The sequence below is a fragment of the Microcoleus sp. B5-D4 genome (assembly GCF_036705145.1).
Classification (GTDB): Bacteria; Cyanobacteriota; Cyanobacteriia; order Cyanobacteriales; family Microcoleaceae; genus Microcoleus.
In genome coordinates this window covers 24,138-50,660 of sequence record NZ_JAUBTV010000054.1, presented here as the reverse complement: position 1 = coordinate 50,660, position 26,523 = coordinate 24,138, and the positions used below count along the sequence as shown (strand labels likewise).

23 protein-coding genes are annotated in these 26,523 nt (G+C 44.9%); 3 read left to right on the top strand and 20 right to left on the bottom strand.

The window, feature by feature from the left end; all coding sequences use genetic code 11:
* Positions 1-73: 73 nt before the first annotated feature.
* The 19 genes from QUB10_RS22470 to QUB10_RS22380 all read right to left on the bottom strand — a co-directional run bounded on the left by QUB10_RS22470 (position 74) and on the right by QUB10_RS22380 (position 21,392).
* The gene (locus tag QUB10_RS22470; protein WP_333205493.1) at positions 74-2,161 is read right to left on the bottom strand and encodes a DUF3854 domain-containing protein; all 2,088 of its coding nucleotides are present in this window, start codon (positions 2,159-2,161) and stop codon (positions 74-76) included.
* 130 nt (positions 2,162-2,291) lie between these two features.
* Positions 2,292-2,690, bottom strand: coding sequence for a hypothetical protein (locus QUB10_RS22465; RefSeq protein ID WP_333205492.1), 399 nt, complete (start codon positions 2,688-2,690; stop codon positions 2,292-2,294).
* Positions 2,691-2,897: 207 nt separating this feature from the next.
* Positions 2,898-3,173, bottom strand: a complete 276-nt coding sequence (locus QUB10_RS22460) for a hypothetical protein (RefSeq protein WP_333205491.1) — start codon at positions 3,171-3,173, stop codon at positions 2,898-2,900.
* Positions 3,166-3,753: a hypothetical protein gene (locus QUB10_RS22455; protein ID WP_333205490.1), complete on the bottom strand. Its 588-nt coding sequence runs from the start codon at positions 3,751-3,753 to the stop codon at positions 3,166-3,168. The genes QUB10_RS22460 and QUB10_RS22455 overlap by 8 nt, the downstream gene beginning before the upstream one ends.
* Positions 3,744-4,007 carry a hypothetical protein gene (locus QUB10_RS22450; protein ID WP_333205489.1) on the bottom strand — a complete coding sequence of 88 codons (264 nt, stop codon included), beginning with the start codon at positions 4,005-4,007 and terminating at the stop codon, positions 3,744-3,746. Before QUB10_RS22450 ends, QUB10_RS22455 begins: the two co-directional genes overlap by 10 nt.
* Positions 4,008-4,517 (bottom strand): hypothetical protein, encoded by a 510-nt coding sequence (locus QUB10_RS22445; RefSeq protein ID WP_333205488.1) that lies wholly within the window; start codon positions 4,515-4,517, stop codon positions 4,008-4,010.
* Positions 4,514-5,011, bottom strand: coding sequence for a hypothetical protein (locus QUB10_RS22440; RefSeq protein WP_333205487.1), 498 nt, complete (start codon positions 5,009-5,011; stop codon positions 4,514-4,516). The genes QUB10_RS22445 and QUB10_RS22440 overlap by 4 nt, the downstream gene beginning before the upstream one ends.
* 229 nt (positions 5,012-5,240) lie before the next feature.
* Complete coding sequence (locus QUB10_RS22435) at positions 5,241-6,677, bottom strand: hypothetical protein (protein ID WP_333205486.1); 1,437 nt, start codon at positions 6,675-6,677, stop codon at positions 5,241-5,243.
* Between the two features lie 511 nt (positions 6,678-7,188).
* Entirely contained in the window at positions 7,189-10,173 is a 2,985-nt protein-coding gene (locus QUB10_RS22430; RefSeq protein ID WP_333205485.1) for a DEAD/DEAH box helicase family protein, read from the bottom strand.
* 1 nt (position 10,174) lies between these two features.
* Positions 10,175-11,149: a hypothetical protein gene (locus QUB10_RS22425; protein WP_333205484.1), complete on the bottom strand. Its 975-nt coding sequence runs from the start codon at positions 11,147-11,149 to the stop codon at positions 10,175-10,177.
* Positions 11,150-11,151: 2 nt separating this feature from the next.
* On the bottom strand, positions 11,152-12,495 hold the full coding sequence (locus tag QUB10_RS22420) for a restriction endonuclease subunit S (protein ID WP_333205483.1): 1,344 nt from the start codon (positions 12,493-12,495) through the stop codon (positions 11,152-11,154).
* A complete protein-coding gene (locus QUB10_RS22415) occupies positions 12,492-14,576 on the bottom strand; it encodes a class I SAM-dependent DNA methyltransferase (protein WP_333205482.1) in 2,085 nt (694 codons plus the stop codon). Before QUB10_RS22415 ends, QUB10_RS22420 begins: the two co-directional genes overlap by 4 nt.
* A 114-nt stretch (positions 14,577-14,690) precedes the next feature.
* The gene (locus tag QUB10_RS22410; protein WP_333205481.1) at positions 14,691-15,149 is read right to left on the bottom strand and encodes a hypothetical protein; all 459 of its coding nucleotides are present in this window, start codon (positions 15,147-15,149) and stop codon (positions 14,691-14,693) included.
* A complete protein-coding gene (locus tag QUB10_RS22405) occupies positions 15,149-15,478 on the bottom strand; it encodes a hypothetical protein (protein WP_333205480.1) in 330 nt (109 codons plus the stop codon). The genes QUB10_RS22410 and QUB10_RS22405 overlap by 1 nt, the downstream gene beginning before the upstream one ends.
* Positions 15,469-17,835, bottom strand: a complete 2,367-nt coding sequence (locus QUB10_RS22400) for a transglutaminaseTgpA domain-containing protein (protein ID WP_333205479.1) — start codon at positions 17,833-17,835, stop codon at positions 15,469-15,471. The genes QUB10_RS22405 and QUB10_RS22400 overlap by 10 nt, the downstream gene beginning before the upstream one ends.
* A gap of 369 nt (positions 17,836-18,204) precedes the next feature.
* Positions 18,205-19,275, bottom strand: coding sequence for a hypothetical protein (locus QUB10_RS22395; RefSeq protein ID WP_333205478.1), 1,071 nt, complete (start codon positions 19,273-19,275; stop codon positions 18,205-18,207).
* Positions 19,268-20,449, bottom strand: coding sequence for a heterocyst differentiation protein HetZ (gene hetZ, locus QUB10_RS22390; RefSeq protein WP_333205477.1), 1,182 nt, complete (start codon positions 20,447-20,449; stop codon positions 19,268-19,270). Before hetZ ends, QUB10_RS22395 begins: the two co-directional genes overlap by 8 nt.
* Positions 20,450-20,702: 253 nt before the next feature.
* Entirely contained in the window at positions 20,703-20,834 is a 132-nt protein-coding gene (locus QUB10_RS22385; protein WP_333205476.1) for a hypothetical protein, read from the bottom strand.
* 294 nt (positions 20,835-21,128) lie between these two features.
* Positions 21,129-21,392 carry a hypothetical protein gene (locus tag QUB10_RS22380; RefSeq protein WP_333205475.1) on the bottom strand — a complete coding sequence of 88 codons (264 nt, stop codon included), beginning with the start codon at positions 21,390-21,392 and terminating at the stop codon, positions 21,129-21,131.
* Here QUB10_RS22380 and QUB10_RS22375 point away from each other — a divergent pair.
* Complete coding sequence (locus QUB10_RS22375; protein WP_333205474.1) at positions 21,392-21,931, top strand: Dps family protein; 540 nt, start codon at positions 21,392-21,394, stop codon at positions 21,929-21,931. The two genes, QUB10_RS22380 and QUB10_RS22375, sit on opposite strands and share 1 nt — an antisense overlap.
* Positions 21,932-22,177: 246 nt before the next feature.
* Here the strand turns inward: QUB10_RS22375 and QUB10_RS22370 are convergent, their stop codons facing one another.
* Positions 22,178-23,278, bottom strand: a complete 1,101-nt coding sequence (locus QUB10_RS22370; protein WP_333205473.1) for a glycosyltransferase family A protein — start codon at positions 23,276-23,278, stop codon at positions 22,178-22,180.
* A 605-nt stretch (positions 23,279-23,883) separates the two neighbouring features.
* Between QUB10_RS22370 and QUB10_RS22365 the strand changes: the two genes are divergently transcribed.
* Complete coding sequence (locus QUB10_RS22365) at positions 23,884-24,915, top strand: glycosyltransferase family 2 protein (protein ID WP_333205472.1); 1,032 nt, start codon at positions 23,884-23,886, stop codon at positions 24,913-24,915.
* Between the two features lie 128 nt (positions 24,916-25,043).
* Positions 25,044-26,495 (top strand): NAD(P)/FAD-dependent oxidoreductase, encoded by a 1,452-nt coding sequence (locus QUB10_RS22360; RefSeq protein WP_333205471.1) that lies wholly within the window; start codon positions 25,044-25,046, stop codon positions 26,493-26,495.
* Positions 26,496-26,523 lie beyond the last annotated feature (28 nt).

Genomic DNA, 26,523 nt, shown 5'->3' with positions numbered 1-26,523 from the left:
TCTCTTGTTTCATCTGTAGAAAAAATTCTTAAAGAATTTGGAGATAATTATGTAATTAATTTTGCTTAACTACTTACCAATCTTTCAGCTCTTGCCACAGGTCTTTTGCGTAAACCCGCTCACCCTTGCCAGCTTCATACCCAACATCCCTGACAAACTGCCAAAGGTGCTGTGATTTTTCCTGAGCTTCCCGCAAAGCTGCGTCGCCTGAGCCATAGTTAATACCCTCTTCCAGTATCAGAGGTATCCGCTCCAACATTCTTTTAAGAAAAGCTGGGGCAATTTGGTCAGCAATAAAATCTGGGTCTAGCTTAAATCTGGGGTCAGCTTGTAACTCACCCTTGCTCAAGTCCGGGTTCATGTCGTATATCTTCTTGAAACTTAAGATGCAGTAGCGGCTAGTGATGGCTTTAGAGTCGGTACTGATAGACGGCAGGATGTTGCAATTCGCCAAAAAGATGGCTTGCGGTTCATAGGGATATTCCCCGCGACCCTTATGCTCAATTGTCAACACATCCCCGCTGATGAACTGCTTGAGGCTTTGCAGCTTGTCTAATTTTGTTGTGTCAGAATTCTCACTAGACCAGTTGCACAGAGAATTCTCAAGACCGGCCAGTGGAAATTTCCGGCCAGCATCATAGACCTGGAAATCCTTTAGAGTTTTACTCGTGACACCCCGCCCCAGAACTTTCACCAACACAGTCCTCAAGGTATCCTTACCGTTACTCCCATCCCCGTGACACAGCAGTCCTTTGACACGGGACATCCTGAGCCGAGCAAGGGGGAGGCATAATGCAGCAGCAACCGTCCTCATAAAAATTTCCCGCTGCTCTGGCTCAAGACACTCTAAAAGGCGATCGCAATCTGTGGTGTCAATATCAGGGTCATATTTGCACCCCACATAGGTGTAAATCTTGTCAGGACTATGCGGTATAAGAGTATGGGAGCCGTCACGATTGACTATTACTACCCCGTTAGAGCAATTCAAACCAGGCGGGTTGATGTTTTTGATACTTACAGCGCGCCGCTTGACTACCCAGTCGTAAACCTGATCGATGCTAGCTGAGTTAGCTCGATTGCAGACGTAAACACCCTTTACCTTCTCTGAGTAAGTATTTAGCCAATCGCCAATGCGACTTTTTTCTGCTTCTTCAGGGCGCTCCTCATAAAGCTCCCCTGTGAAGCGGTAAAGAATACCGCCTATCGACCTCCAATGCCCCTCCGTGAATAACGCAGCCTCTGCCTTTTGTATGAAGTTTTGCCCTGGAACGGGTGCAGTATCTGGGATGTAGTCGCTCTCACTACTAGAAGATGACAAAGATACTACATTCTCATACGTGCGCGGGTGAGGAGTTAGAGAATTACTAGGGTTTGTGTCATTTTTGCGATCGCCTTTCTTAAGCTGTTTCTCCCACTTGGCTAGAGTTGGCGCGTTCGCTACAGCCTCTTTGAAGGCGTCACCGCCGTTAGCCTTGATAAAGTCATCCATCCCCTTAAACTTGGTATCCCAAACAGTTACGTGTACCTCGCAGCCCTCCTGTTCCAGTAATCGGCCAAACTTCAAAATGGCTGCACGGCAAGATGGGTTAGCCGCATAGTCGGAGTCAAAATCTATGTAGTGGAGGGTGTCGGGTTGTGCCCACTCCTTCACACGGCGCGCCAGTTCCCCATCTTTACCCCAATTCCAAACACCCGTTAGAGCGATGACAGCTAGGTCAATACTTAAACCCGCGCCCGCTTTTTTGGTTCCCTCTGTCCAATGACGGGGGATGGATTTGTCAGTGTGAACCTTTGCCCAATAATCTTTATCGGGCATGGCTAGGAAGATTGCGTCGGGTTCCATGCCGCTACCTGTGAGGTATTTGCGCGGTTTAGAACCTTCTGGTTGGTGTGGCTTGTCTGGCTTGCCTTGTCCGTACCGCGTACCCATGAATACGCCTGTCCGCCAGTTAACGCCACGACACCACCAGCCCCCTGTTTTGATGGGTTCCTTTGGAAGGATGCGTTCGTTGAGTTCTTTGACGGTCAGAGATTCGATGTTGAGAGAGGCGATCACTTCTGATACGGCTGAGCCTTCAACCCATTCAGTCAGGTGCTTGCGGATGAAAGGATTAAATTTTGGAAATGCAGAATTTTCCCCAGTGGGGTATGATGTATTCACGAGTTTACGGCTCACCGCCTGGTGAGTGTGAATCCAAAAAGCCGTTGCAAGCTAGGTTCCAATTAGAGAGCAGCGGTTTTTTGGCGTTTACAGGTTTAAAAAAAAACAGAATGCAGGTGGAACCGCCCCGCTAAAAAATCAGCGAGCGGACGAGTGAGTCGCTGCGAGCGCAGCCACCAGCTTCAATCTTGGGAATAGGAATAAAGGGTTTGGGCGGGCCCCGACTAATTTCACGCCGTAGAGGGTCTTCTACCGCAACAGGTTCGTAAATGTACGTTAGTGCGTGGACGAAAGCATGAGTCAGGGACAATGCGACAAAGAAAGCTGCTAGCCAAGATGTTTTAAGCGAGACTCGCAGTACGGCTACCATTGCCTCTTTTAACGCATAAAGTATTGCCCGCCAACAACTCCAATTTCTGCTTTTCATCATTCGGATGCGACGCCAAAGGGAAATAGGCGTGTCGCCCTCTGCGGGTTGGCACGCTATTACACTCATCCTGTCTGCATACGCTTTGATGTTCATGTCCATCTTTAAATACTACTCAAAAACTGGTTTTCGCATCTGAACACGAAACAAACACGAACCAGAAACGTAAAAAAACTCGCTCGTCGGGTTTAAAGGTAAAAGCATTAGACGACTGGCTCGTAGAGCGGGTTTCAGCTCGGAAATATTTCGTCGATGTATAACATCGACGTGACGCAACCCCACTGATTTTCACTCCCCTTTGTCTGACCGCTACCGATCGCCCTGACCACCCAAAACCGCATCCCAATGTCGAGGTTGTGGCTCCCCTGGTGTTGGCGGCGGGACTGCTGCACCCAGTTGAGGCAATTGCAAGTCGTTGAGGTAGTAAGCGTACTGATTCTCTTCCCCCCGTTGCGGGTAGAACTTGCCGTTAGTTTTCCAGAAGAAATCCTTGCCTCGCAAAACCGCCAATACTAACTCTATTTCTGACTTAGTGCCAGTCAATCTTAAGGCTGCTGTAGTTGGTATATTCGGCTGTCTAGTCATCACCTTCCCCCTTCACAAACGGCATCAAGAATTCATATTCAGCCTTCGCGTCCCGGTAGGCTTGACTACTACCTGCACTGACTCCCCAAACTTCTTTGAGAATTTTATTTTTGCCGGTGATGCCTTTGGCGTGACATTGGAGAATCAGTTCGATTTGTTCGCGCTGCTTGGTGGATAAATTCACTACTGCCAGTTCGCCAGAATCGCCAGAAGTCTGATTCAGTAGCAGTTCTAATGATTCTCTTATCGAATCGAGTTCTGCCTCTTGTTCGTCGGTTCGTTCGTTTGTTGCCAGAATTTGTTCTGCTTCCTGCTGTCTTTGTTTCTGAGAAATGTATACGCTTGTCGAGATTTCATCTACCACATCGGCGGTGATTGCCCGCTCTTTAATTGCCTCAATCTCACCCTGTTCTGACAGTTTGCGAGCGATGTTACCCGCCGACACCGCACAAGCAATCGCAGCACACAGGCTCACCCCTTGCGCCGCTTTGTGGATGTCTAGTTTTTTGTCTAGTGCTGCTAGTGGAACCAACCACAGCACGACAGAGGACGCACTCAACACAAACAGTTTTAGCTGCATAGAAACACCCCCAAACCAATCAGCAGCATCGCCAAACCGCCGATTAAAACTGCCTGTAAGTCAGCCACTGAAATCTTGAGCAACTGGCTCAGGGAGTAGTCAAGCAACCAGCTCAACCCCCAAGCAATTGCAATCGCTGCTAATAAGAATAAAACCGCTTTCATTGCCATCGGATGCAGGCTCGCTATCCACCCCAAAAGGGAGAAAGCGACGCATCCAGCAACAAAGTAATTTGCCAGATACATCGCTTTCATTTAGTTAGTCCCTCTCGTCAACTTGGCTTTAATTTCATCAATCCGAGTGCGGGCATCGCTGTCAGCTTTATCAATCCCTAAACCCAGTCGTGCATAACCGGGACGCAAACTGTGCAAGTGCTTAGCCAGTCGAGTATCTGAGCGCTTTTTACTCAGTTCGTTATCAGCCACAGCACCTTCATATTTGCGGTGATGACGGTGAACTTTAGCATCGGCTTCTTCAACTTTTGCCAGTGCTTCATAGGCACGTTTAGATTGTTTTGCACCGTCTGTTTTTTCCTTTGCCAAGTCTTTCATAGCGTCCGCTTCTTCCTTAGTGAAGTAGCGCGGTGCTGGCACAACGGGAACACTACGAATGCTGGAAAAGTTACCGGGATTTAGCGGTGTGATGACACTTGCGTCAGTGCTTGCTAAAACCTTAGATTTGTCGACTGCGTGTCCACCGTCATTGCTGGCAGTGAGTTTTTCGGCATCGGAATTACCACCGAATAGGCGTAGTTGTAAGCTCATATTTTTGTCCCAATTTGGATGTTTACGCGGACTGGGGGAAAAAGATTTAGGGGATTGATTTGTCGCCACATGGACATCGCCAACACAAACACTCCCGCCGATGCGAGTACGAGTGCGATGAGTTGAGAGAGGTCAACCCAGTCTAAAAAGCTGGTGGAAGTCTGGCGGGTGAAACCGCACACAGGGAACGAACCGTCGTTAGTCCAATCAAGGCTGTCTACAGTGTCTACACCCTCTGTGTCAAGCAGTTCAGATGTCGCGTCTACACTGTCTACATTTAAACTGTCTACACTGTCTAACAATGTGTCTACAGTGTCTACATTCACTGTGTCAAGCGATTCATCATCAACGAGGTACAGTTCTAGCAGCGCTTCCCACGTAGCAGTTTTGGATAATTTCCCAAACTGTCTGGCGTCTTCATTGGTGAAGCCACGGTCATAGGCGATCGCCTTAAGTTGGTCAATGCGACGGTAGCTGACGGTAGGTTTAGTCATGGCAAAACCCCGTCAACTCAATCATTAAGAGTTGCGATCGTCCGCAAAGACAACCGTCTAAAAATGTCATAATTTATCGGCTCCAACCGTTGTACCTGAACGTTTGGGGAAGTCGTGACTTGGTTAGCGGTGGTACGCTAGTCAGTCGCGCATCAATCTTCCTTAGTTACTCACGATTGCAGACTTACAGTTCCTTGTCAACACAGAGACTGTAAAGTTTTGTTTCAAATTATTCGGCAAGTAACTCCATCACTTCGTGGGGCGTAATGCCGTAAATAGCAGCCAATAATCTAATACATTGTGTGTCGCTTCCTATTTGCTTGAGTACCTGAATAGCGCTACTCAAAGGAATAGCTTCCTTTGTAAATCGAGTCAACAAATCAATTGTCGTTTTGGTATTAGCTCGCTTCTTGTAAGTGCCTTCGTTCATCTGTGTTGAATGTCCCAAATTTTTGGCTCTCGTCTCCTGAGACATCCCAGCCATCTGACCATTAAGATTAGCCAAGTGACGTAAAGCGTGAGACTGAGTAAAACCTTTATTCCATCTTTTCAAAGTAGTCCAAGCACGGCGACTGTATATGCCAGCAATTGTTTTGGGACTATCTGACAATAAACAGATTTCAGGTGGTTTACCAGACTTAATTCCTAAACGCTCTATTAAGTCAGGATGAGTCGGCGCTAACATCGGTACGCACAGTCGGTAGCCAGTCTTGGTTGTTGTATCTAGTGATGTTTTGTCGCCTACTACAGCAATCATTCTCACGTTGTCTGGCTCGGTCAGTGCCTGAATAGTAATTCCATCCTCAGTCTTAAATGATTTGTCAATGTTTTGAACAGCAAAGACTTCGTGTACTCGAAAACCATACACAACTTGCATTGAGAACACCCATAACCAACAGCGTCGCTGCTCTAAATCGTATCGTTTATTACCAAGAGGGACATCTAAAACATCTTCACAGAATTTAAGAAATTCGTCAATAGATACTGATTGCAGGTCTTTTCTGAACTCCGTTTGTCTTCCGTCAATCTCCTTCAGATGAGCGAGTATATCAGTATTGCCGATAACTTCAGCTAACTTTTTCATGGCACACAAGCAGTTTTTAAAACATTTACTGCCTTGTTTCTTACTATTGACTACCGACAGAATATCCCTTAAGTTGACAACCGTATTCCGTGGCAATAGCTTATAATCGTGACCGTAAACGGCATCCCAAGTATTCTGCTGACTAATACTACTTTTGTCGCGCTGTTGACGGCGTTTAGTACGTCCATTCCAGTAATCTTTCTCTACTTTTGCTATCGCATCACCAAACGTCATCAAATCATTTTTGATGATGTTTTTTTCTAAAATCGTATCATCGTACCACGCTAAAAACTGAGACTCACTAGAGAACGAGCTTAGAGCATTAGCGACTAAATGAGCTTTTCTCGTAGCGTCAGTAATACCCTGCATCGTCAGATAGCACCCGCAGGTTTTGTTGACCCGCTTGTTACCTAACTTGAACTGAAGCGTTATGTAACCCCCACTAGCTTTGCTATCTCTTTTGAGGCCTACTCCTTTAGGGCATTCCTTCTGGGCTTGTTTGAAATAGTCCAAAATCCGCTCGTAGCCGATAAGGTAGTCGGCGGTAGTGTTCGTTGTGACTGAATTAAACTTTTCGCTCATCTTTCGCTCCCAGCTCTAAAGTGTTGAGTTTGCTTGCTATATAGACCATACATCAAGTAGCTCAGTCTTCGCTCAAGTGTAAGACAGGACTTTCAGGGTGAGTAGAGAAAAGCGCTAGGACGGCGGAAAATCGTAATTTGAAGCCTAAGTGTTAATTCAAGTCCTTTTATCCGCATAGCAAATTGTATTCCCAAAGCAAAAACTGTACAGTAACAAATTATTTGTCATTGTACAGGCGGCCATGACGCTACAACGGCTGAGGGAGAACGAACCGGGGTTTACGAACTCGGTTTCGCTGGGGCGGTTTATGTTTTGCTGGGATTCATTCATCGCGATCGCTCCAAGTGGTAGAGTTTGAGAGGGAAAAGACCATTGATTCCTTAAAATCTACTGAGCCTGTGATTCCGATATGGTTGGATCGGATTCACCGTACCATAGCTAATAAATTAGGGAATTGAGGGTGAGTTAAATTATTAGCAAGCATTAACACATAGAATGAAACTAAACTTAATTATCTTAATCTCATTTTCTTTATAATTTCTTGATACACTTGCCCAAATATCTTTTCACGCACTAATCTTCCAAACTCTTCATTATCATTAATACGCTTGAACATTTCAAAATTGCTATCAATCATGGTTTGAAGCACTGCATCAAATAATGCGTCGTGGAAAAGCTGAACATTCTCACGGGTGTTAACTTTTGCACTAGCTTGTAAGCTTTCATTCGCAGCAAGCCTAGTCTTTAATTCGGCAAAAAAGATCAGATCGCCTTCAGTAAAATCTGTGCCAAAACGTCGATTAATGTCGGCAATAATTTCGGATAGAGCCGCTTTCTCTGGCTCGGTTAATCCAGCAGGTTCTAGCTCGGCAAAGGGATCTAGCTGACTAGCTCCAGATTTGGGTGAAATTTTACCGCTAAAAGATTTTTGAATGCGGTAGCTCTCCAAATCGGCATACTCAGCAACGTTTAGAGATGATTTCTGGCTTTCAGAAGGTAATGCTCGTAATAGAAGACGTGCAAACAAATACAACCTTTCTAAGTCGGCATCTTTGAAGGTGATAACCTGGGATAGAAATGCGTATAGCTGGATGAACGATCGCAATCTATGTTTAAATTCCCTACGCTTTTCCAGGTCTGGTATGTAGGCGTATCGACCGACAATTACTCGGAGGAGAGGTTGAAGTTTAGTCGCTTTTTCACCTTGGCGTAGATAAAGTTCAGCAATCTCCGCCACTTGCTCAGTAGTGTAAAGGTTAAATGTTTCTAGCGCTGCCTGTAAATCGTAGAGCTTGTTAGGGTTAGTACCTTCGCTGAGGATGGTTGCCTCAAAATAGGGTTTAAAGGCACTTTGGATATCATCAACATGATTGGCGAAATCTAGCACCATTGTTTCTGTTTTGTGAGGATGGGTGCGATTGAGCCTACTGAGGGTTTGGACAGCCGCAACACTACTCAAGATTTTATCGACATACATCGTGTGTAAAAGGGGTTGATCGAAGCCAGTTTGAAATTTTTCTGCCACGATCAAAAAGCGGTACTCTGGCTTTTTGAATTGTTCTGCGGTTTGTTTGTCGGAAAAGCCATTCATCTGAGCTTCGGTATAGTCCAGATTGTTGTAATTCACTGTGCCAGAAAAGGCAACTAATGCTTTGATAGGATAACTCTGCTGTTTCAGATAATCGTCAAATGCCTGTTTGTAGAAAACGGCATGGAGGCGACTACGAGTAACAATCATGGCTTTTGCCTGCCCATTGCCGCTTTCATCGGGTATCTGGTGGCGGGTATTTTCCAAAAAATGTTCCACCATGAGGGCTGTTTTACGGGCAATTGTGTACTGATGTAATTCCACATAGCGACGCAGTAAACTGATGGCTTTGCCTTTTTCGTAGCGAGGATCGTCGGCAGCAATTTTGAGTAAATTGAAATATGTTTCAAAAGTGGTGTAATTTTGCAAAACGTCTAGGATGAAGCCTTCCTCGATCGCCTGCTGCATCGTGTAGAGATGAAAAGGTTGAAAACTGCCATCAGGTTGAGGTTGTCCGAAAATTTCTAGAGTTTTCTGTTTAGGCGTAGCTGTGAAGGCAAAAAAGCTCAAATTAGGCTGTTTCTGCCTTGCTTCGAGGCTTTGGTTAATTAGGTCTTCTCCTGTTTGGGATTCTTCTAATTCTAGCTGTTCGGCTTCGTCTAAACTTTGAGCGCGCAACACTTCTTTTAGACTCTTGCTGGCTTCACCAGATTGAGAAGAGTGAGCTTCATCAACAATAATGGCAAAATGTTGCCCTGTAAGTTGATTTATTTTCTTTACAATTACAGGAAACTTTTGTAACGTACAGACAATAATTGCTGCCCCACTGGTGAGGGCTTCGACTAATTGATCACTGTGCTTATCAATAACTACCACCGAACCTGGAGATTGCTCAAATTGACGGACAGTGGTTTGTAGTTGGCGATCGAGTACCCGCCGATCGGTAATCACAATTACGGAATCAAAAATGCGCTGATTTTCGGCGTTATGCAGAAATGCTAAACGGTGCGCTAACCAAGCGATCGTGTTGCTTTTGCCGCTTCCAGCACTGTGCTGTATTAAGTAATGCTGTCCAGTTCCATATTCGCGAGCATGAGCCGCTAATTTCTTAACTGTATCGCGCTGGTGGTAGCGAGGAAATATCAGTTGTTCGCGCCGTGTACCATTTCGATCTTCAACGGCTAGATGAATGAAATTACCGATGATATCCAATACGCTATCGTGAGAGAAAACATCTTCCCATAGGTAGGCACTAGCATAACCATTGGGGTTAGGTGGGTTGCCTGCTGCGCCGTTATAACCTCGGTTGAAGGGCAAAAAGTAGGTGCTTTTTCCTTCTAGGCGAGTAGTCATCCATACTTCGTCATCGTCTACGGCAAAGTGGGCGAGGCAGCGTTTGAATTGTAGTAAAGGTTCGTGTTTGGGGTCGCGATCGCGCTTATACTGTTCGCGGGCATTTTCTACAGTTTGTCTGGTCTGTTTGTTCTTCAGTTCAATGGTGAAGATGGGTAAACCATTGAGAAACAGCACCAGATTGATCGCATCTTTGGTTTCAATTGCGCTGTAATGGCACTGACGCACGACACTGAGAATGTTTTTGCGGTAGAGTGCCTGATGTTCGGAATTGAGGGTACTGACAGGAGCAAAATAGGCAAGCTGGAAGTAGCAGCCATAGTCTTTGATACCACGTCGGAGAACGTCTAGAGTGCCTCGCCGATCAATTTCACGGTTCAGTCGGTTAAGAAATTTCTGTCGAACAGTGGCTTGTCCGTGTTGTTCTGTTAGTTTTTCCCAAGTGTCAGGTTGAGTAGCGGTGATAAATTCAAGTAGCAATTCCCAATCAAGGCATAGATTTTTATCGTAATGAGAATCTTTACCTTTTGATTTAGAGGTACGAAAACGATAACTATGTACATTACATAGATAATCGTCAATATAGGCTTCAAAGGCTTTTTCGGAGATATCCATACTAAGGAGTGCCTAGCAGGGCGTTAATTTGGTCTAACTGTTTTTGCAGAATTTGAATTAATTTTTCTTTGTCATTTTTTTCATCAATATGGTCTTGTTTTGGACGTGCCATAGTATCAATTTTGTTGACCCGTACCTGAAGTTTTGCAATTGTATTTTTGAATTGTTCGCGTAACGAGTCGAAAAAACGATCGCTAACAGTATGAACAAGGCTGTGTTCTACTGAACGCCTTTCAAAATCATATTTATGCCCTTTCTTAAGAAGTTTTAGGGCTGCCTCATAAGGCTGGCTGAGTTCTCGATGTCCAAGTGACGCAGTTTGCTTGAGGCGCAGTACCCCTATTTGACAGCGGACTGTATGATTTTTCTTGATTTCGTCTGCAATATTAGGAAATACATATTCCATTAAATCGAACATATTACACAAAGCACGAAGACATTCTTCATCATTAATTGTTAAGCCTGCTTGATGATGATCGTGGTAAAATTTATTACGAGTTCTATGTCTTTTAAATGCCTCATCAAGCAAGGTGAGTACAGTAGAGGTGGTTTGTCCGGCTGAAAGTAGAAATTCTTGTTTTACTTCGTTAATCACGTCCTGAAATTCTTTTCTTGCTTCAGGATCGTTTGCACTCCAATGATTTAGATCGCGGTGACTATTGAGACAAGATTCGACACTAGCAGGATTACTTGTACGACCTAGTTTTGAACATAATTCAGTGGAGTCGATTTCATCTTCAAAAAATCGGGTGAGTGCTTTGTGATGGGCTTGAGATGCAATAATTCCGTCATTGACTAATTCCTCTCGACATTGCTCGCGGCGTTCAATTGTTTTTTCCTGCAAAAAAGTTTTAAGCGCAAGCTCTAAAATGTCATCGACTAAAATATAAGCAGTGCGTACCCGCCCAGGTGCAGTGATGAAGTAGACTTCATTAGTCGTTTGAATAAGTTCGATAATATCATCCAGTCTAGACATATTTATGCTGCACCTCGTTCTACTTCTTCACGCACATCAATTTTGCCGGTAACAGCAGCAGTAACTAGAGCGGATCGTTGCTGTTGAAGTAAATTTATGCTCTCTTGAACTTTATTGATTAAATTATTCATTTGGTTTACTTTATTATTAAGAAAATTCACAATCTCTTGTTGTTCGAAAAGAGGAGGAGCTAAAACTTGAAGATTTGCTGCTGTCCCAACGTTGAAGTGTTGTTGGATTGCACCACCCGAACCTAGTTCAAATTGAGTTTGAGCGAAATTAGAGTTTGCTAAATAAGACAAATAATGTGAGTTAAAGTATGGTGATTGCCGGACTATGATTAAATCGATACAGTTAGCACCATGAAATCGCTTATCTACCACTGCTGTAGCTCCTGGTTGTCCGGTTCTAACAACTACTAAGTCACCCTCAAAAATCATAGACTTTCTATGAAGATCATTACTCTCTGAGCTAATAAAAACGATATTTGCATAGATTAATTTACCTTGTTTAACGTTGAGCGATCTCAGGCAAGGAACCCCATTATCAACGTAATACTTGGCTGGGGTAACTACAATGCCTACAGTAATTTGAGGACTGATAAATTTTAAACGAGTTATTTTCCAATGTTCTGGGATTTTCCCTAGCCACTCTATTTTACTCTCTGTCATAGAAGCATTAGAGTTAAGCCCTTTAGTCACAGCATGGGCAATTACAGCGTTGCGTTTTTTCTCAAGTAAGTTGATTAGTTCACCTTTTTGGGTGATGAGGGTATCGATGCGGCTGGTTTCGCGTTCGAGGAAAGAAACTATGTATTCTTGCTCTTTAAAACTGGGAATAGGAAGAGATATATTTGCATACTTCTGCCCATTTACATTACCAATAGTAGATTGAATAATTGATATACCAATATAATCTATAAAAGCCCGTGATTTTGTAAAATAAAAAATAAATTTTGGCAGATATTTGGCTCTTAAAGAGAAACGGACTAAATACCCAGCAAAAGCACACTCCCCATGTTTGTCTTTTGAGTAAAGAAAAGAACGTCCTATAGTTCCACTTCTAGAAATTAAAATATCTCCATCATCTAGTTTATAATCTGCAACTTGAGAATGCTCTAAAAAGACTGCTCCATCAGATGATAGGTTGCCAAAGTCATCAATATCGGTTGTTCGTAAAAAACGTACACCCTCCTCTAGATAACTTTCAGAAGATTTATTAGCGCCATAATTAGCTGCACGCCAACAAATATGCTTGAGACGGATAACTTCCCAATGAAGCGGTATCTCGCCTAACCATTCCACACTCGAAGGCTTATAAGTTGAATAGGGTTTGTACCTTGTCATACCCGCACCTTCAATAAAGCAGCAATTTCCTCTTCTAGCTTGAGTATTTTTTCCTCAATTACTTCTAGGGGTTCTGGCGGCTGATATTTATAAAAATAACGATTAAAACTAATTTCATAGCCTATTAAACCCGTTTTTCCATCCTTTTCATCCTTAAATTTCTCATCAATCCACGCATCCGATATATATGGCTTCACCTCACGGGCAAAGTAATCGTACACATTCTCCTTAAGCGGGACATTTTCGTCATAGATAGACGGTGCCCATTGCAGAGGTACATTTTCATAATCCCTTAATTCTGGATCTGGTTCATATCCCTCACCTTTTTTCGCTGGCACGGGTTCAGCATTCTCATCCCGTTCTGTCAAAGCCTTAAGAATGGCATTTTTAACAGATTCTTTTAACTTGAAAGGTTTTAGCGTTTTCTCCAGTAGCGGTAAAAACTGTTTCGGATCGGTACTCACCTTTCCTGGTAATTGCTTTAGTGCATTAATAATCCTTTCCTGCAAAGCTTTACCAGCTTCAATATCTGCTTTTTGGTCTTCCTCTTTCTTCTTCTTGCTTTCTGCCAATGCTGCAAAACCAGACTGTTCCGGCAAACGGGCAAGTCTTTCTGGCGCAGCACTAAAATTCAATCGTAGAGGACGTTCTACTTTAATGCGCCGATAACCAAAGTCCTCATTATCAAAAATCAGGCAATTATCACCCGTTGAAAAGGCATGATAGATGTTAGCAATCTCGTTATACTGTTCTTCCGTAATTTCATTACGCTTGTTACCCAAGCTTTTCCGCATTTTTTGATAAAAATTTACCGCATTTACAAGCTGAATCTTTCCTTTCCGCTTGTTACTCTTGCGGTTATTGAGTACCCAAAGATAGGTACTGATGCCCGTGTTGTAAAACAACTGATCCGGCAAGGCGACAATACCCTCTAACCAATCATTTTCAATAATCCAGCGACGAATATTGCTCTCTCCACTCCCCGCATCACCCGTGAATAAAGGCGATCCATTAAAGACAATTACAATGCGACTGGGTTCTTCCTTTGAGCGCTTACTCAAGATATGCTGAAGAAACAGCAGTGAGCCATCATTAATACGCGGTAATCCTGCTCCAAAACGACCATCAAACCCCTGAGTTTCGTACTCTCGTTTGATGATGTATTCTACCTTCTTCCAATCCACACCAAAAGGGGGGTTTGAGAGCATATAGCGGAAACGGCTTGCAGGATACCCATCCTCACTAAAACTGTTTCCAAAAGTAATCCGGCGCGGGTCTTCACCTTTCAACAAAAAATCTGATTTAGCTACCGCAAAAGCAGTCGGGTTAATTTCCTGTCCAAAAAGATGAACTTGCCCAATTTTCTGATACTTTCTTATCTGGATATCGTGAATGTATTCCTTTGCCTCAGTCAACATCCCACCAGTTCCGCAGGCAGGATCGTAAATTGTCAGAATGTTATCAGGATGAAGCGTCGGGTCATCTTCAGGAAACAGCAACCTTACCATCAGTCGGATTACTTCACGGGGCGTAAAGTGTTCTCCTGCTGTTTCGTTGTTGTCTTGATTGAAGCGATAAATCAGGTGTTCAAAAATACGCCCCATTTCCAGGTTGTCAACTCCAGTACCGTCCTCTCTCGGCGGGTGTAGATCGATCTTATTAAATTCATCAAACAGATTGGGCAGCAGATTTGCTGTGTTTAAACGAGACACTTGACGGCGGAAATCGAACTTTTCAATAATGTCCTGCACATCTGGACTGAAGCCATTTAAGTAGTTAATCAGGTTTTGTGCTAGGTTAGGGCGATCGCCGAGCAAACGCTTCCAGTAATACTCCGATGTGTTGTAAATAGGCGAATCTCCAGCAGCCAATTTCAGCCTGGGGTATAAATTATCTAGCTGGCCCTGATACTTATTCCATTCGTCGCGCACCGCTTGGCGCGTTTTCTCCATTGCCTGATCGAGCCGACGCAAAACCACCATCGGCAGAATTACGTCAGGGTACTCCCGCCGCAGATAGTTCCCTCTGAGGAGGTCAGCGATTTTCCAGATAAAGTCGGCTGTTGCTTGGAAGTTGCTCACGGGTCTTGGTTCTCGATCGGGGCTTCAATTGACAACACGAGATTGACCAACTTGAAGCCTATTGCATTGGTACATCAATACTATTTAACAGCTTATTGAATACTATTTAACAGCTTATTGGGTAAGTTTTTGATATTTAGCCATTTCTTCAAACGCCATAAAGCAACGCTGACACCACCCATCCACCCACAAAGCCGGAATTTTAAACCTAGCCCCGCAGTTGGGACACTCCGACAGCAAGCGTAACTTGTGCCGATCGCACCCCGTTGCCGTCTTAAACTGCCACTCAATCTTATAACAAGGCGACTGGGCATAACAAGCCCCACACAACCTTGGAGGCTCTAACTTCATGCCCACACCAGGAGGCGGTAACATTTCCTGCTGAAGAGAAGGAGGCGGATTAAACCGAAACTTTTCCCAACGGGCGATCGCACCTCCCAGCCCCGCCATCTTACCCAACCGAGTCGGCGTTAACTTATTCGCCCGTCGAAACCGCCCCCAAAAATGGCTCAAACTCTCACCCTCCAACGGTTCCACCCGAAACAGCCAAGGCTGGATATCGATCGCTTCCATCACTTGTACTCCGCCGCAACTTCCTTGAGAGTCTCCAAATCAATCCTTGATAATCCCCTCTTCAAAGCCCGAATCGCCGTCTCCCTAAGAATCATATCCAATAGCCCCACATAACCCCCAGTCGCCTCCCCCAAAGTCTTCAGCATCGCCTTACTAGAAAGATTAGAAGCCACTGGTAACTGCAAAACCTTCTTTTCCCAAACTTCCACCCTCCGCTTAAACTCCTCCCCCGACAACTTACCAAACCGATGACTTGACCGAAAGCGGTTATAAACCTGTTCATCCCGCTTAATCACCGCATCTAAGCGATCGGTATCGCCTAAAACCACCGCTTTTTGAGTTTCTGCAAGTGCGATCGCCTCAAATTTTCCACCAACCCCCGCAACTGGTTCAAATTACCCACTTCGCCGCCATACTTCCAGCGCACGTAAGCCTGCGAAACCTCATCAATCACCTCAGCTTCATCAGTTGCATGATTACCGCGCATAGCCTCAGCATACTCCAAAGGCGTTTGAGCGCGAGGTTTCACAAAACCCCTACTCGCCAAATCCTTCAGCATTTCCTGATAAACCCCCTCCACCGGCGGCAACTTCGCCAGCCAGCGGCGGTGGCGCCACTTGCGCCACACTTGCCAAATTAACCAGCCAATAAAGCCAAAGGCGATCGCAGCAATCAAGCCAGTAAATAACCCTACCCAGCCCCTAGAAAACTGTCCCATAAACCAGCCCACAATCAAAGTTATCCAGCCAATTACAAAACCTATGACTGAATCGAGCCCGCTTCTGACAGGAGTCGGTAGCCAACCCGCGATCCACTTCCAAAACGATTCCAGCGCACTAAAAGTCTGGTTGTCCTCCACCGAAGCCGGAATCAGCGGATAACCGGGAATCGGATTAAAAGCAAACCAGCCATTATTGGGAAAATATACCTCCGTCATCAAAAAAGCGTCGGTATTTTTCACAACATAGTAACCAGTAAACGGGTTAAATTCTCCCGTATCGAAACCCCCCACCATTCGGGCCGGAATCCCGATCGACCTTAGCATAATGGTCAATACCGTCGAAAAGTGGTCGGGATATCCCCCTGTAACTTTTTTGCCGCCCTGGGTGTTTTTATAGCCAAACAGAAAACCCTCGACTAAATCTTCACTTTCCTCTAAGTAAGGCAAAGCTTTTTCAATTTTGTAATTAGGGTTTTGCTTCAAATATTGAGCTAAGTACAAAGCTTTTTCGTAAGGAGAATCGATCGGTCTGTCCGACTGAGATACTCTAGTTCTTGCCGCCAAGATTTCTTCAGTTTTTTCTCGCACCTTCTGGGCAATTTTCGGCGGCACATCCAAATAGAAGTTGCGAATATTTTTCGGGTAATTAGTACCAGTTTTCCCCAACAAAGAGCGATCTCGAAAAGGCACATTAGAAATCACCGTATAAGTCACACCCTCTCCCAATTCCGCAGGCGCTCGCAAACCCCCCTCCGCATCAATCGCCACCTCTGGACTCGGAAAATAAAGCTCTTTCGCCTTGTTTAAAGCCGGAATCAAATTCGGCAATGGAGCAACAATAGTATAACTTTGAATCACCTCTTGAGTCCGAGGCGCATTGGGAAAAGGATTCAGATAAAATTGATAAGACCACCTAGGCCGAGTAAGCTTTTGAGCTTGTTCGTTGCGAGAAATTTCCCAACCCTGACCGGTGTATTTGTCAAAGCCTAACACCCGCCAAAAACCCGCAGCCTGCGATCGCACCCGCATCACCACTTGAGGTTTCATTTCCCCCCGCAAATTTTGATTGATGCGCTGGTTGAAACCGTAATAAAAAGTAGAGTCCACCTCTCCTGGCCCAGAGTCTGGGTTTCTCCCCGTTCCTCCGCCAGTTCCTTTTTCATTTCCCCCTCTAACATACCCCGGATTCAGAATGCTGCGGGAGTCAAAGTCCCCCTGATATTCAATAGGAGCACTCACCGGAAAAGTCCGCAACTGATAGCCAGGGAGGCGTGGCAAAAACGCAAAAATAGTCAGCCCCAACCCGACAGTTATCAGCAGCAGCCAAGCAAAATTCTTTGGTGATAAAGTAGCCGCAAATAGCGACAGGCTATCATTTTTTCCTTTACCTTGTGCTTTTTCGCCAATGGCTTCTGGCTTCACAAATCCCAAGCGCGATCGATAATCCAAAACCAAAGTCGGAAGCGCTAAAGCCAAAAACACCAACAACAGCGGCGCAAAAGTCAAGGTTTGGCTGAGAGTCGCTGCTACCCCTAACAAAATTAGCCCGATTACCATCGAATAGCCCAAATCCTTGCGGCGAGGCAAATCGAAACTGTGCAGCACTTGAAGTTGGATTAACAGTTGCGCCAAAACTAACCGCGTATCGTTCAATTCTCCCACCAAGCGGCTAAAAAAAGCGAACAGCGCCACCAGCATTCCAATAGCTATGCAGAACTTAGCAGCTACATTGCGATCGCGGCGGCGGTACCAACTCCAAGTTGCTCCCACAATACTAACAGGCACAGCCCACAGGTTCTGGGCTTCTTCAGCAGCAACGTCAGTAGCTACAATCCCCACAATTACCAACAACTGAACTAGGATTCGCAGCAGTAAAGAATCCTCAATCACCGGCGGAGGCATCGCCTCAATCTGCTCCCACAGCTTACCCAACACAGGTATATTTCGCAGGTTATCAGTTGTCATGTGCACCCATCCAACTATTTTAGATTTTAGATTTTAGATTTTAGATTAAATCCACAGATAAATCTGGGTTTTACCTAAATATCTAAATCTTATTTCCCTGTCAAACGATTGTAGATTGTAGATTTTAGATTTTAGATTTTAGATTGACTCCACAGATAAATCTGGGTTTTACCTAAATATCTAAATCTTATTTCTCTCTCATTAGATTTTAGACTGAATCCACAGATTAACTTCACAGATGAATCTGGGTTTTACCTAATATCTAATTTTTTTGGTTTTCCACGACAGAAGTCGCGAAATTGCATCTGTTTTTGTGTGAGGTCACACCAGAGAGTAAACACCTACCTTATTTACTCTAATTACACCTTTCTAGTTGCTATCTTGTCCGGCCAAAATTGGACGAATAGCAAACATCAAAGGTCTGGTCTCGAAGTTTTGGAATCGAACTTCTAGGGCATAAGTCTTGTTAGGTTGTGGGTCAAACAACTCCACACTTAAATGCCCGGAATTCGGACGATGTGCAGTTGCTTCGGCATCTCCTCCCTTGAGTTCCAAACTTCCTGCCCCCGGAAATTGGCACTCAACTCTTAAACACGGCATTGGCTGTTCTCTGTTGGGGTTCGACAGGTATTGAGCCTCCAGAGTCAGCGCACCCAAAGCAGTCAGCCACTCCCGCGAAACCGGCGGTTGATTTACAGGACAATCCAAAGTTAGAGACTCAATGATTTCCTTGGCGGCCAACAGCGACAGCACCATTTGTTGATCGGTACTCGCTGCTTCGTAATTCGGGAAATCTTCTAAATCTAGAAGTCCCCGTAAAGCACCTCGGAGCACTAAACCAGCTAACTCGTTGAGTTCGTGAGACTGGCCCGGAAATAAGCTATCTACAGCGCGAACTAACTTCGATCCTTGCCGCAGCGACGACATTACCAGTTCCTGACAAGGTTCTAGCAGTTGAGCAAAAACCCCTTGGGCGATCGGAATTGGCAGGCGGCCCCACCTGATATTTTGTAGTTGGGGAGTCCAGAGGTGTAGGGGGGGAACCCATTGCGGGGCTACATCGTCTGGGTAATCGTGGTCGTAGCTTTTGAATTCTGTTTCCCAGGGGAACAGCGGCGGGTTAGATTCAATTTCGGCTCTAAGCCTTTGTTTTAACAAGGTCTGAAAACGGTCTTGCACGGTCGGTATTTCTCCAATTGTCTGCGGTTGTGCGGGTGCATTGCTGTGCGCCCCCACTTGATAGTCCAGCGGGTCTGGTTCGTCCCATTCCCAGTATTCCACCCCGGAATTGTCTTCTGTGTCGCCCCACTCTTCTGAGCGAGGGGATGGATTGAGGTTTTCCTCATCTTCGCTAGAGGCATTCGCGATCGGCGCCTGCAATATCCAGTCTAAAAAATGGCGATCGAAAGCCTCTGCATCCCTGTTCGTTTCGTTATTCATCACTAGATGCCCCTTCTCCGGAATCTGAACGATTTCGCAATTCCCAGGCAAGTTCCAGCAATTTAAACCACCGTTTCTGTACCTGGGCTACCGTGCTGCCGAGGGTTTGCGCGATCGCTGACTCTGACAGACCTTGTTGTTTCAACTTTAGCAAACGCTGTCCTTCTGGGCCAATTTGCTCACCAAACGCCTGCCACTGAGAAGGCAGCAAACCCAAATTGCGGTCTAAGTCTGCTTCCAGCCACTGGTGAACAAGTTCCCAGCGGTGCGACATGGCGAACCTGAGCAAATGGTACTTGAAGCGCTGCTGCAAATAGTCTCTTTGGCGGGGAGTTATGCCCAGAAGCGACTCTATTTCATTAGTCGGCAAGTCTTGCAAGCGCAGCACGAAGTAATCGGCGCAGTCTTGTTGGTTGCGCTCTTTCAAATAAGCTACTAATTCGTCAATCACGGTTTGCCGCAGAGATTCTGACTCGTCGCCTTGGGGGCGAATTGCCGCCGAACCCTGTCCGGCCATCGCTTCCCGCACTGAGTACACCGAGGTGTCGTTCCAAGTTTGATCGGAATCTGAAGCCCCTCCGTCGGCGGCTTGTTCCATATCTACGGAGGTTTCTTTCGGCTGCTGCTGGGAAAAGGTTTGGGCCCGTAAAATAATTAGTTGCTGGCTGCGGTTCCGAGGTAAAGGAATGCGCCGCTTGCCAAAGCGCTCTACAAAGGCCATGTACTCTGCTAGTTCTAAGCGAGTGCGGGGACTGTAGGTGGGTGGCAGTTGGGTTTCGCGCCGGAATGCCTTTAAAGCTTCCAGATAAAATCCTTGCAAAAAATCTTTGATCAGTTCTACTCGCGCCTGATAGCTAGACTGCACCTGCGGAGGGGTGATGTAGCGATAGACGATCGCGCTGAGGGTACTGTGCAATTCTACTCGCCCGGGCCCGGAGCCTAAATTGTAATAGTGGAGGCATTGTTGCAAGCGGTGCTGAGCGAGGCTCTGGGCTGAACCTTCTATATCTCCAGAGGCTTGAATCCGCTGGCTTTCAGTGCATATCCTGTTGACTTCTGCTGCGAGTCGCCCTGCTACATCTTGGCAGTTCTGCTCAGACGCGCGAGTGGACTTTTTAAGTTCGTCTAACAGCAGTTGAAATATGGTTTCCACGCTCTGGCAGATTTCCCGCATGATGGTTTACAGCTAACAATGAAAGTACCACAGTTAGTCAAAGTATGGATAAATCTTTCCTACTGCTACTTTACCCCGTATTCCCCAGATAGGACAAACTGCAATGCCCTCTTTCTCCTCCTTCGCGCCAACACAGAGGACTGCTTTTTTTATCTGTCCTGGAGGCGCCATCGGCCACAAACCAGGTTTAAACAGTTGCCATTGCAACGATGGTTCATCAGAGTGTCGGATTTGATAAAGCCTTCATGGGGGCCTAAAACGCTAAACTGCCGTTGATACCTTGGGCAAGCGTGCTGTGGTGGTCACAGCAGCGCAAGTCTTTCTGAAGGTGAAGCGAGCACACAACTTCTTCCGGCGGTCTACCAGATGGGACAAAGGGTTTCACGGCTGTATTTGAGCTGGGTCTTCCGCCACTTTTGCCATAAAGTTTCGACTGCGCGAGCCCGTCTGTTTCTTGGCAGCATCCTTCAACGTCGATTTAACGGTTTGACTCAATATCATTTCTAGCATCCCAATCACACAGATCAGAACCCCTCATGTCCCAAAATCTGTTTCCTAGCCTTCTAGGATAAATGGGGTTATATTTAATTGCAAGTCCCTTATACCGTCATTTAAACCCGATCGCACAATTAAGTGTGTGTGATGTTCGTTAACTTCGGCATAAATTCCTTTATTATTACTAACAATCAGAGTGCAGCCTTTTTATAGCCGGATTGAGCGGGGGCTCCCCTGCTGCCCAATCGGTGTGATCGCCAAACAAAGGCGCTGCGGAACAAGAAGTTTCATTGCATCTATCTAAGGGTATCAATATTGCTATTACTTTCACCTGAAAAGCAGATATTTTACTAAAGTGCGATCGTCTTCGATCGTCCTCTGGGTTGATGTAAGTGGCTGCCGAAATTTGTTCTAATAGTAAAGTTAGAGTTGAAGGAACAATTTTCAATGCGTAAGTTAAACATAGGTCTATCTGACGAGCAACGTGCAGGCGTTATCGAACTATTGAATCACGACCTGGCAGATGCTTATCTGCTGTTAATCAAAACCAAAAAGTATCACTGGGATGTAGTGGGCCCGCAGTTTCGATCGCTCCACCAGTTGTGGGAAGAACACTATCAGGCGTTAACACTAAATATCGATGCTATGGCTGAACGGGTGAGAACTTTAGGTGGCTATCCAATTGGTACTGCTGAGGGTTTTCTGAAGTACGGCTCGATTCAAGAACATATCGGCGATTTGCCTTTGGCTACGGAAATGGTAGCGCGTTTAGTTGATGACCACGAACTGATTATTCGCAATCTCCGCAAACACGTTGAACAGTGCGGTGAAGAGTTTAAGGATGATGGAACCGCAGACTTTTTGACTGGTTTGATGGAACAGCACGAGCAAATGGCTTGGATGTTGCGCTCGTTTATTGAAGGGGAATCCCTGTCGCCAGACGGCCAGCAGCCACAAGCTAAAACTCCTACAGCTTCTCACGCTTAGAAAGATTAAGTAGAAGGAAGAAGAAAGTTCGGCAACGGATGCTGTAACGGATGTAACGGATGTAACGGATGTCAGTCCGATGGCAGTCGGAAGAAGGAAGAAGGAAGAAGGAAGAATGGAAAATTTAGATTTTTTTATTTAACCCTCTTTCCTAATTGTGGATCGACCAAGCACGCACAATTAAACACCCTCTAGCTTCCTCTAAAACCCGGTTTATTCAAAAAACCGGGTTTTTCAATGTTGGGTTTATTTAGATTTTAGATTTTCTAAACTGTTGAATCGCATTCTTTCATATACTTGCGAGGGTAACATTCTGTGAGCCTTCGTCCGCGTCTCAATCCTAGCCAGTGTCGTTCCTTCACTCGATTCAGATGCTGGTTTTAACTCTAACCCTGATGCAGGTCGCGGTGTAACTATTATTTTTAATATACTTTCTATTGACAGCAGATACAAATTGTGTCGCAAAAGTGCCATTGATAAATCTTCTTTGAAAGCTCTATAAAGCCAAGATAATGTACTGCGGTGATTGCCGCTGCGGTTGCTTTTAACAGCTAAGTAAATGTAAAAATTGCTGCTAGACCAGCGATAAATGCTGCTGGGAATTTCGGGATGTTGCTGTCGAACATCTGCCATAATTAAAGAGTGAGATTTGGCCATTGCTGCATAGTTGCTAGACATACTGCTGGCAATCTGCCGATAGCCAACTAAGTATTCTGGTACGACTTTAAATTGATAATGTTCGGCTATGCGGAGGTGAAGTTCCCAGTCTTCACAGCCTTGAGCGTTTTCTAGTTTAAGTTGGCCGTTGTAACCGCCGACTTTGGCAAAACAAACGCGGCGGATTAGAGATGAGCTGGCATTGCCTATAAAATATTTATAAATTAATGCTGTGTAAACTTCTCCTTCGATGGTGGAGTTATAAAATCCACCTGTGAGCAAGTCTTTTTCATTTATATCAACTGACCAGGAATAGACAACTCCGACAGATGGTGCTGAGGAATTCAGGCATTTAACTTGTTTTTCTAGGTTTTGCGGATACCAAATATCGTCGGCATCGATGGGAGCAATATATTCGCCTTTTGATTTTTCAATGGCTAGGTTGCGGGCGACGGCGACGCCGGCATTTGATTGGTGGAATAAGCTGACTCGGCTATCTTTTTGAGCCAAAGATTGGACGATTTCGGCTGTTGTATCTGTAGAGCCGTCATCAACTACTAAAACTTCTATGTTTTGATAAGTTTGAGATAAGACAGACTCTAAGGTTTTAGCAATAAAATTTTCAGCGTTGAAAGCTGGTATGATGACTGAAACTAATGGCTGATTTAAAGTGTTTTGGGAGGTGTTCATGTAATATAAAAAAGGGTTTATGTAAAAGTTTTGGTTCAAAGGGAGCTAGCTAAGGGTATGTTAGCAAATTACTAAAGCTCGATCGTACAGCGTCGGAAATTTTAAGAGGTATATTTAAAATATATTGCCAAAAGTCATAAAATGTGCATTTAGCCCGCAGTCGCGATCGAGACTTGGTGCAAAAGTCACTCGCGGATGAGGTCTGTAAAAGCAATTGTACCGCGCAAGTCCTGACAGTTTCCGGGTGTCCGTATAAACGATGTTTGATTTTATACGGTGTACCTACTTATAAAATCAAAGTCTTGTGCATTGCAACACAGCCTCACCAAAATGCTGCTGGGGCTTTTTCCCAAGTTTACACAAACAATGATATATTTAAAGATTTTGTAAAGCGGTTGTCTAAATCAGGTCATTCTCAGCAAGATATGGCGTAAAATAAAGGTAAGAATGGGGAAAATCAAATCGAGAATACCAGAAAAAATCTAGTTGAAGACAAACAGAAATCGAGTTATAAATAAAAAAGTAGAGCTGATTTTACCCCTCGTAAAGTAGCATCAATAAAATTCCAGCAAATTGTAGCCCCTGCAATTTAAACACTTTAGGTAATGATTTCTACCGCCGACCCCACTGTATCCGTTATTATCCCAGTCCACAACGGGGGCTCTTACTTCCGCACCTGTTTGTCAAAACTGGCTCAAGCTGTGCCCAGGCCGATCGAGATTATTGTAGTAGCAGATGGCGAAAGCGACGGTTCTTGGCGTCTGGCCAAGGAATTCGGCGCCAAAGTGATCAGAATTCCAGAATGCGGGGGCCCAGCGCGGGCAAGGAATTTGGGTGCCCAAGCTGCAAAGGGAGATATTCTGTTTTTTGTGGATGCTGATGTCGCTGTTTGTCCAGAAGCTGTGGGCTATGCGATATCGGTGTTCAAAAATAATCCCTACTTAGCTGCTTTCATTGGCTCTTACGACGATGATCCGGGAGATCCTGATTTTCTATCGCAGTACAGGAACTTGCTGCACCACTACGTGCACCAAACAGGTAACGAAGAAGCTTCGACTTTTTGGGGCGCTTGCGGAGTGATTCGCCGGGAAATTTTTTTGCAGATGGGTGGCTTTAATGAGAGTTACCGCCAAGCTTCGATCGAAGATATTGAGTTCGGCTACCGTTTGAAACAAGCAGGTTATAACATTCGGCTGTGCAAAACATTGCAGGTGAAACATTTAAAGCAGTGGAAACCTATGGGTATGGTGAAAGCTGACTTTTTCTACCGAGCACTGCCTTGGACAGAACTGATTTGGCGCGATCGCAAATTGAATAACGACCTCAACTTGCAAGTTTCAAACCGCATCAGCGTGATTTTAACTTATGCAGTGCTGCTGGCAATTTTGGGGACGTGCTGGTCGCTGAACTTTCTGCTACTGGCTGGTTTGCTGGCAATACCCCTGGTAGCAATTAATGCACCACTTTACAGATTTTTTTACCGTAAACACGGTATCGTATTTGCCCTGAAAACAATTCCTTGGCACTGGCTTTTCTACTTTTACAGCGGACTGGCATTCGCGATCGGCACTGGTCGCTACTTATACCAAAAAAAGCCTGTGACTGGCAAAGTTAGCTTGCCGGTATCCGCTCAATAAATCAAGGTAATTTGTGCTTAAACATCAGGTAGATCGATAGTTTCTCAGGGTATTCACGGGTGCATCTATCCCTTTAACAAGTTATAAATAACTGTATAGTTTGGATAAAAAAGCTGGAGGTAGGCTGAGTGAAACATTATCCTGTGGCGATCGTCGGTGCAGGCCCGGCGGGTTTGACGGCAGCTTACGAGCTAGTCAAACAAGGCATCATCCCTGTTGTACTAGAAAAAGGTGATAAAGTTGGGGGAATAGCTCGCACCGAAACCTACAAAGGCTATCGTTTCGACATTGGCGGCCACCGCTTTTATACTAAAGTTGAAGCCGTGCAGCAGTTGTGGCAAGAGGTGCTGGGAAATGAGTTTATTAAAGTGCCACGATTGTCGCGAATTTTTTATCGAGGGAAATTTTTTAACTATCCGATTAGTGCCTTCAATACTCTCTTTAACTTGGGCATAATTGAGAGTACGCTGATTATTTTGAGTTATCTGAAAGTGAGAATTAGGCCACTTACGGAAGAAAAAACTTTTGAACAGTGGGTGATCAATCGTTTTGGCGAACGCTTGTATAAAACATTTTTTAAGACTTACACTGAAAAAGTTTGGGGCATTCCTTGTTCGGAAATTCAAGCAGATTGGGCAGCGCAGCGGATTAAAGGATTGTCGCTGACGACTGCAATTATTAATGCTTTGTTTGGCAGCAACGACACTAAAACATTAATCAAAGAATTTGATTATCCGGCTTTGGGGCCGGGGATGATGTGGGAAAAGTTCGCGGAAGCTGTGGAGAATAAAGACGGCAAAGTTTATCTCGATACTAAAGTGATTAGCTTTGAGCGTGAAGGTAATAAGATTAAAAGTATTACTGCAGAGCAAAACGGAGAATTAGTTCAATATTCGGCTGATAATTTCATTACGAGTATGCCGATATCGGCGCTGGTAGCAAGAATGAAACCGCAGCCGCCAGAAGAGGTATTGCACGCGGCGCGATCGCTAAAATATCGAGATTTTTTGATTGTATCGCTGATTGTCGATCGCAAGGATTTGTTTCCTGACAACTGGATTTACATTCACTCCCCCGAAGTCAAAGTTGGACGAATTCAAAACTTTAAAAATTGGAGCGCGGCTTTAGTTCCAGATGTCAGCAAAAGTTGTTTAGGAATGGAATATTTCTGTAGCGTAGGCGACGAGATTTGGGAAATGTCGGACGCGGAACTTATCGAATTAGCAACTCGCGAGTTGGTTGGTTTGGGTTTAGCAACAACTGCGGAGGTTGAAGATGGAGTTGTCATACGGCAACTTAAAGCTTATCCAGTTTATGATGGGGAATATCGAGCACACTTGCAGGTACTTGAAGGTTTTTTGAAGGGATTTGAGAATTTGCAGACGATCGGGCGAAACGGTATGCACCGATACAACAACCAAGACCATTCCATGCTGACGGGAATCCTGGCTGTGAGAAATATTCTCGGCGAAAAGCACGATTTGTGGGATGTGAATACTGAGCGATCGTACTATGAAGATTTTAGTGTCGATCGCTCAAAAGAAAAAAGCGATTCGGATTTGATTTCGCAATCAAGCTGATTTGACGCTGGAGCTTTGAGAAAGGGAA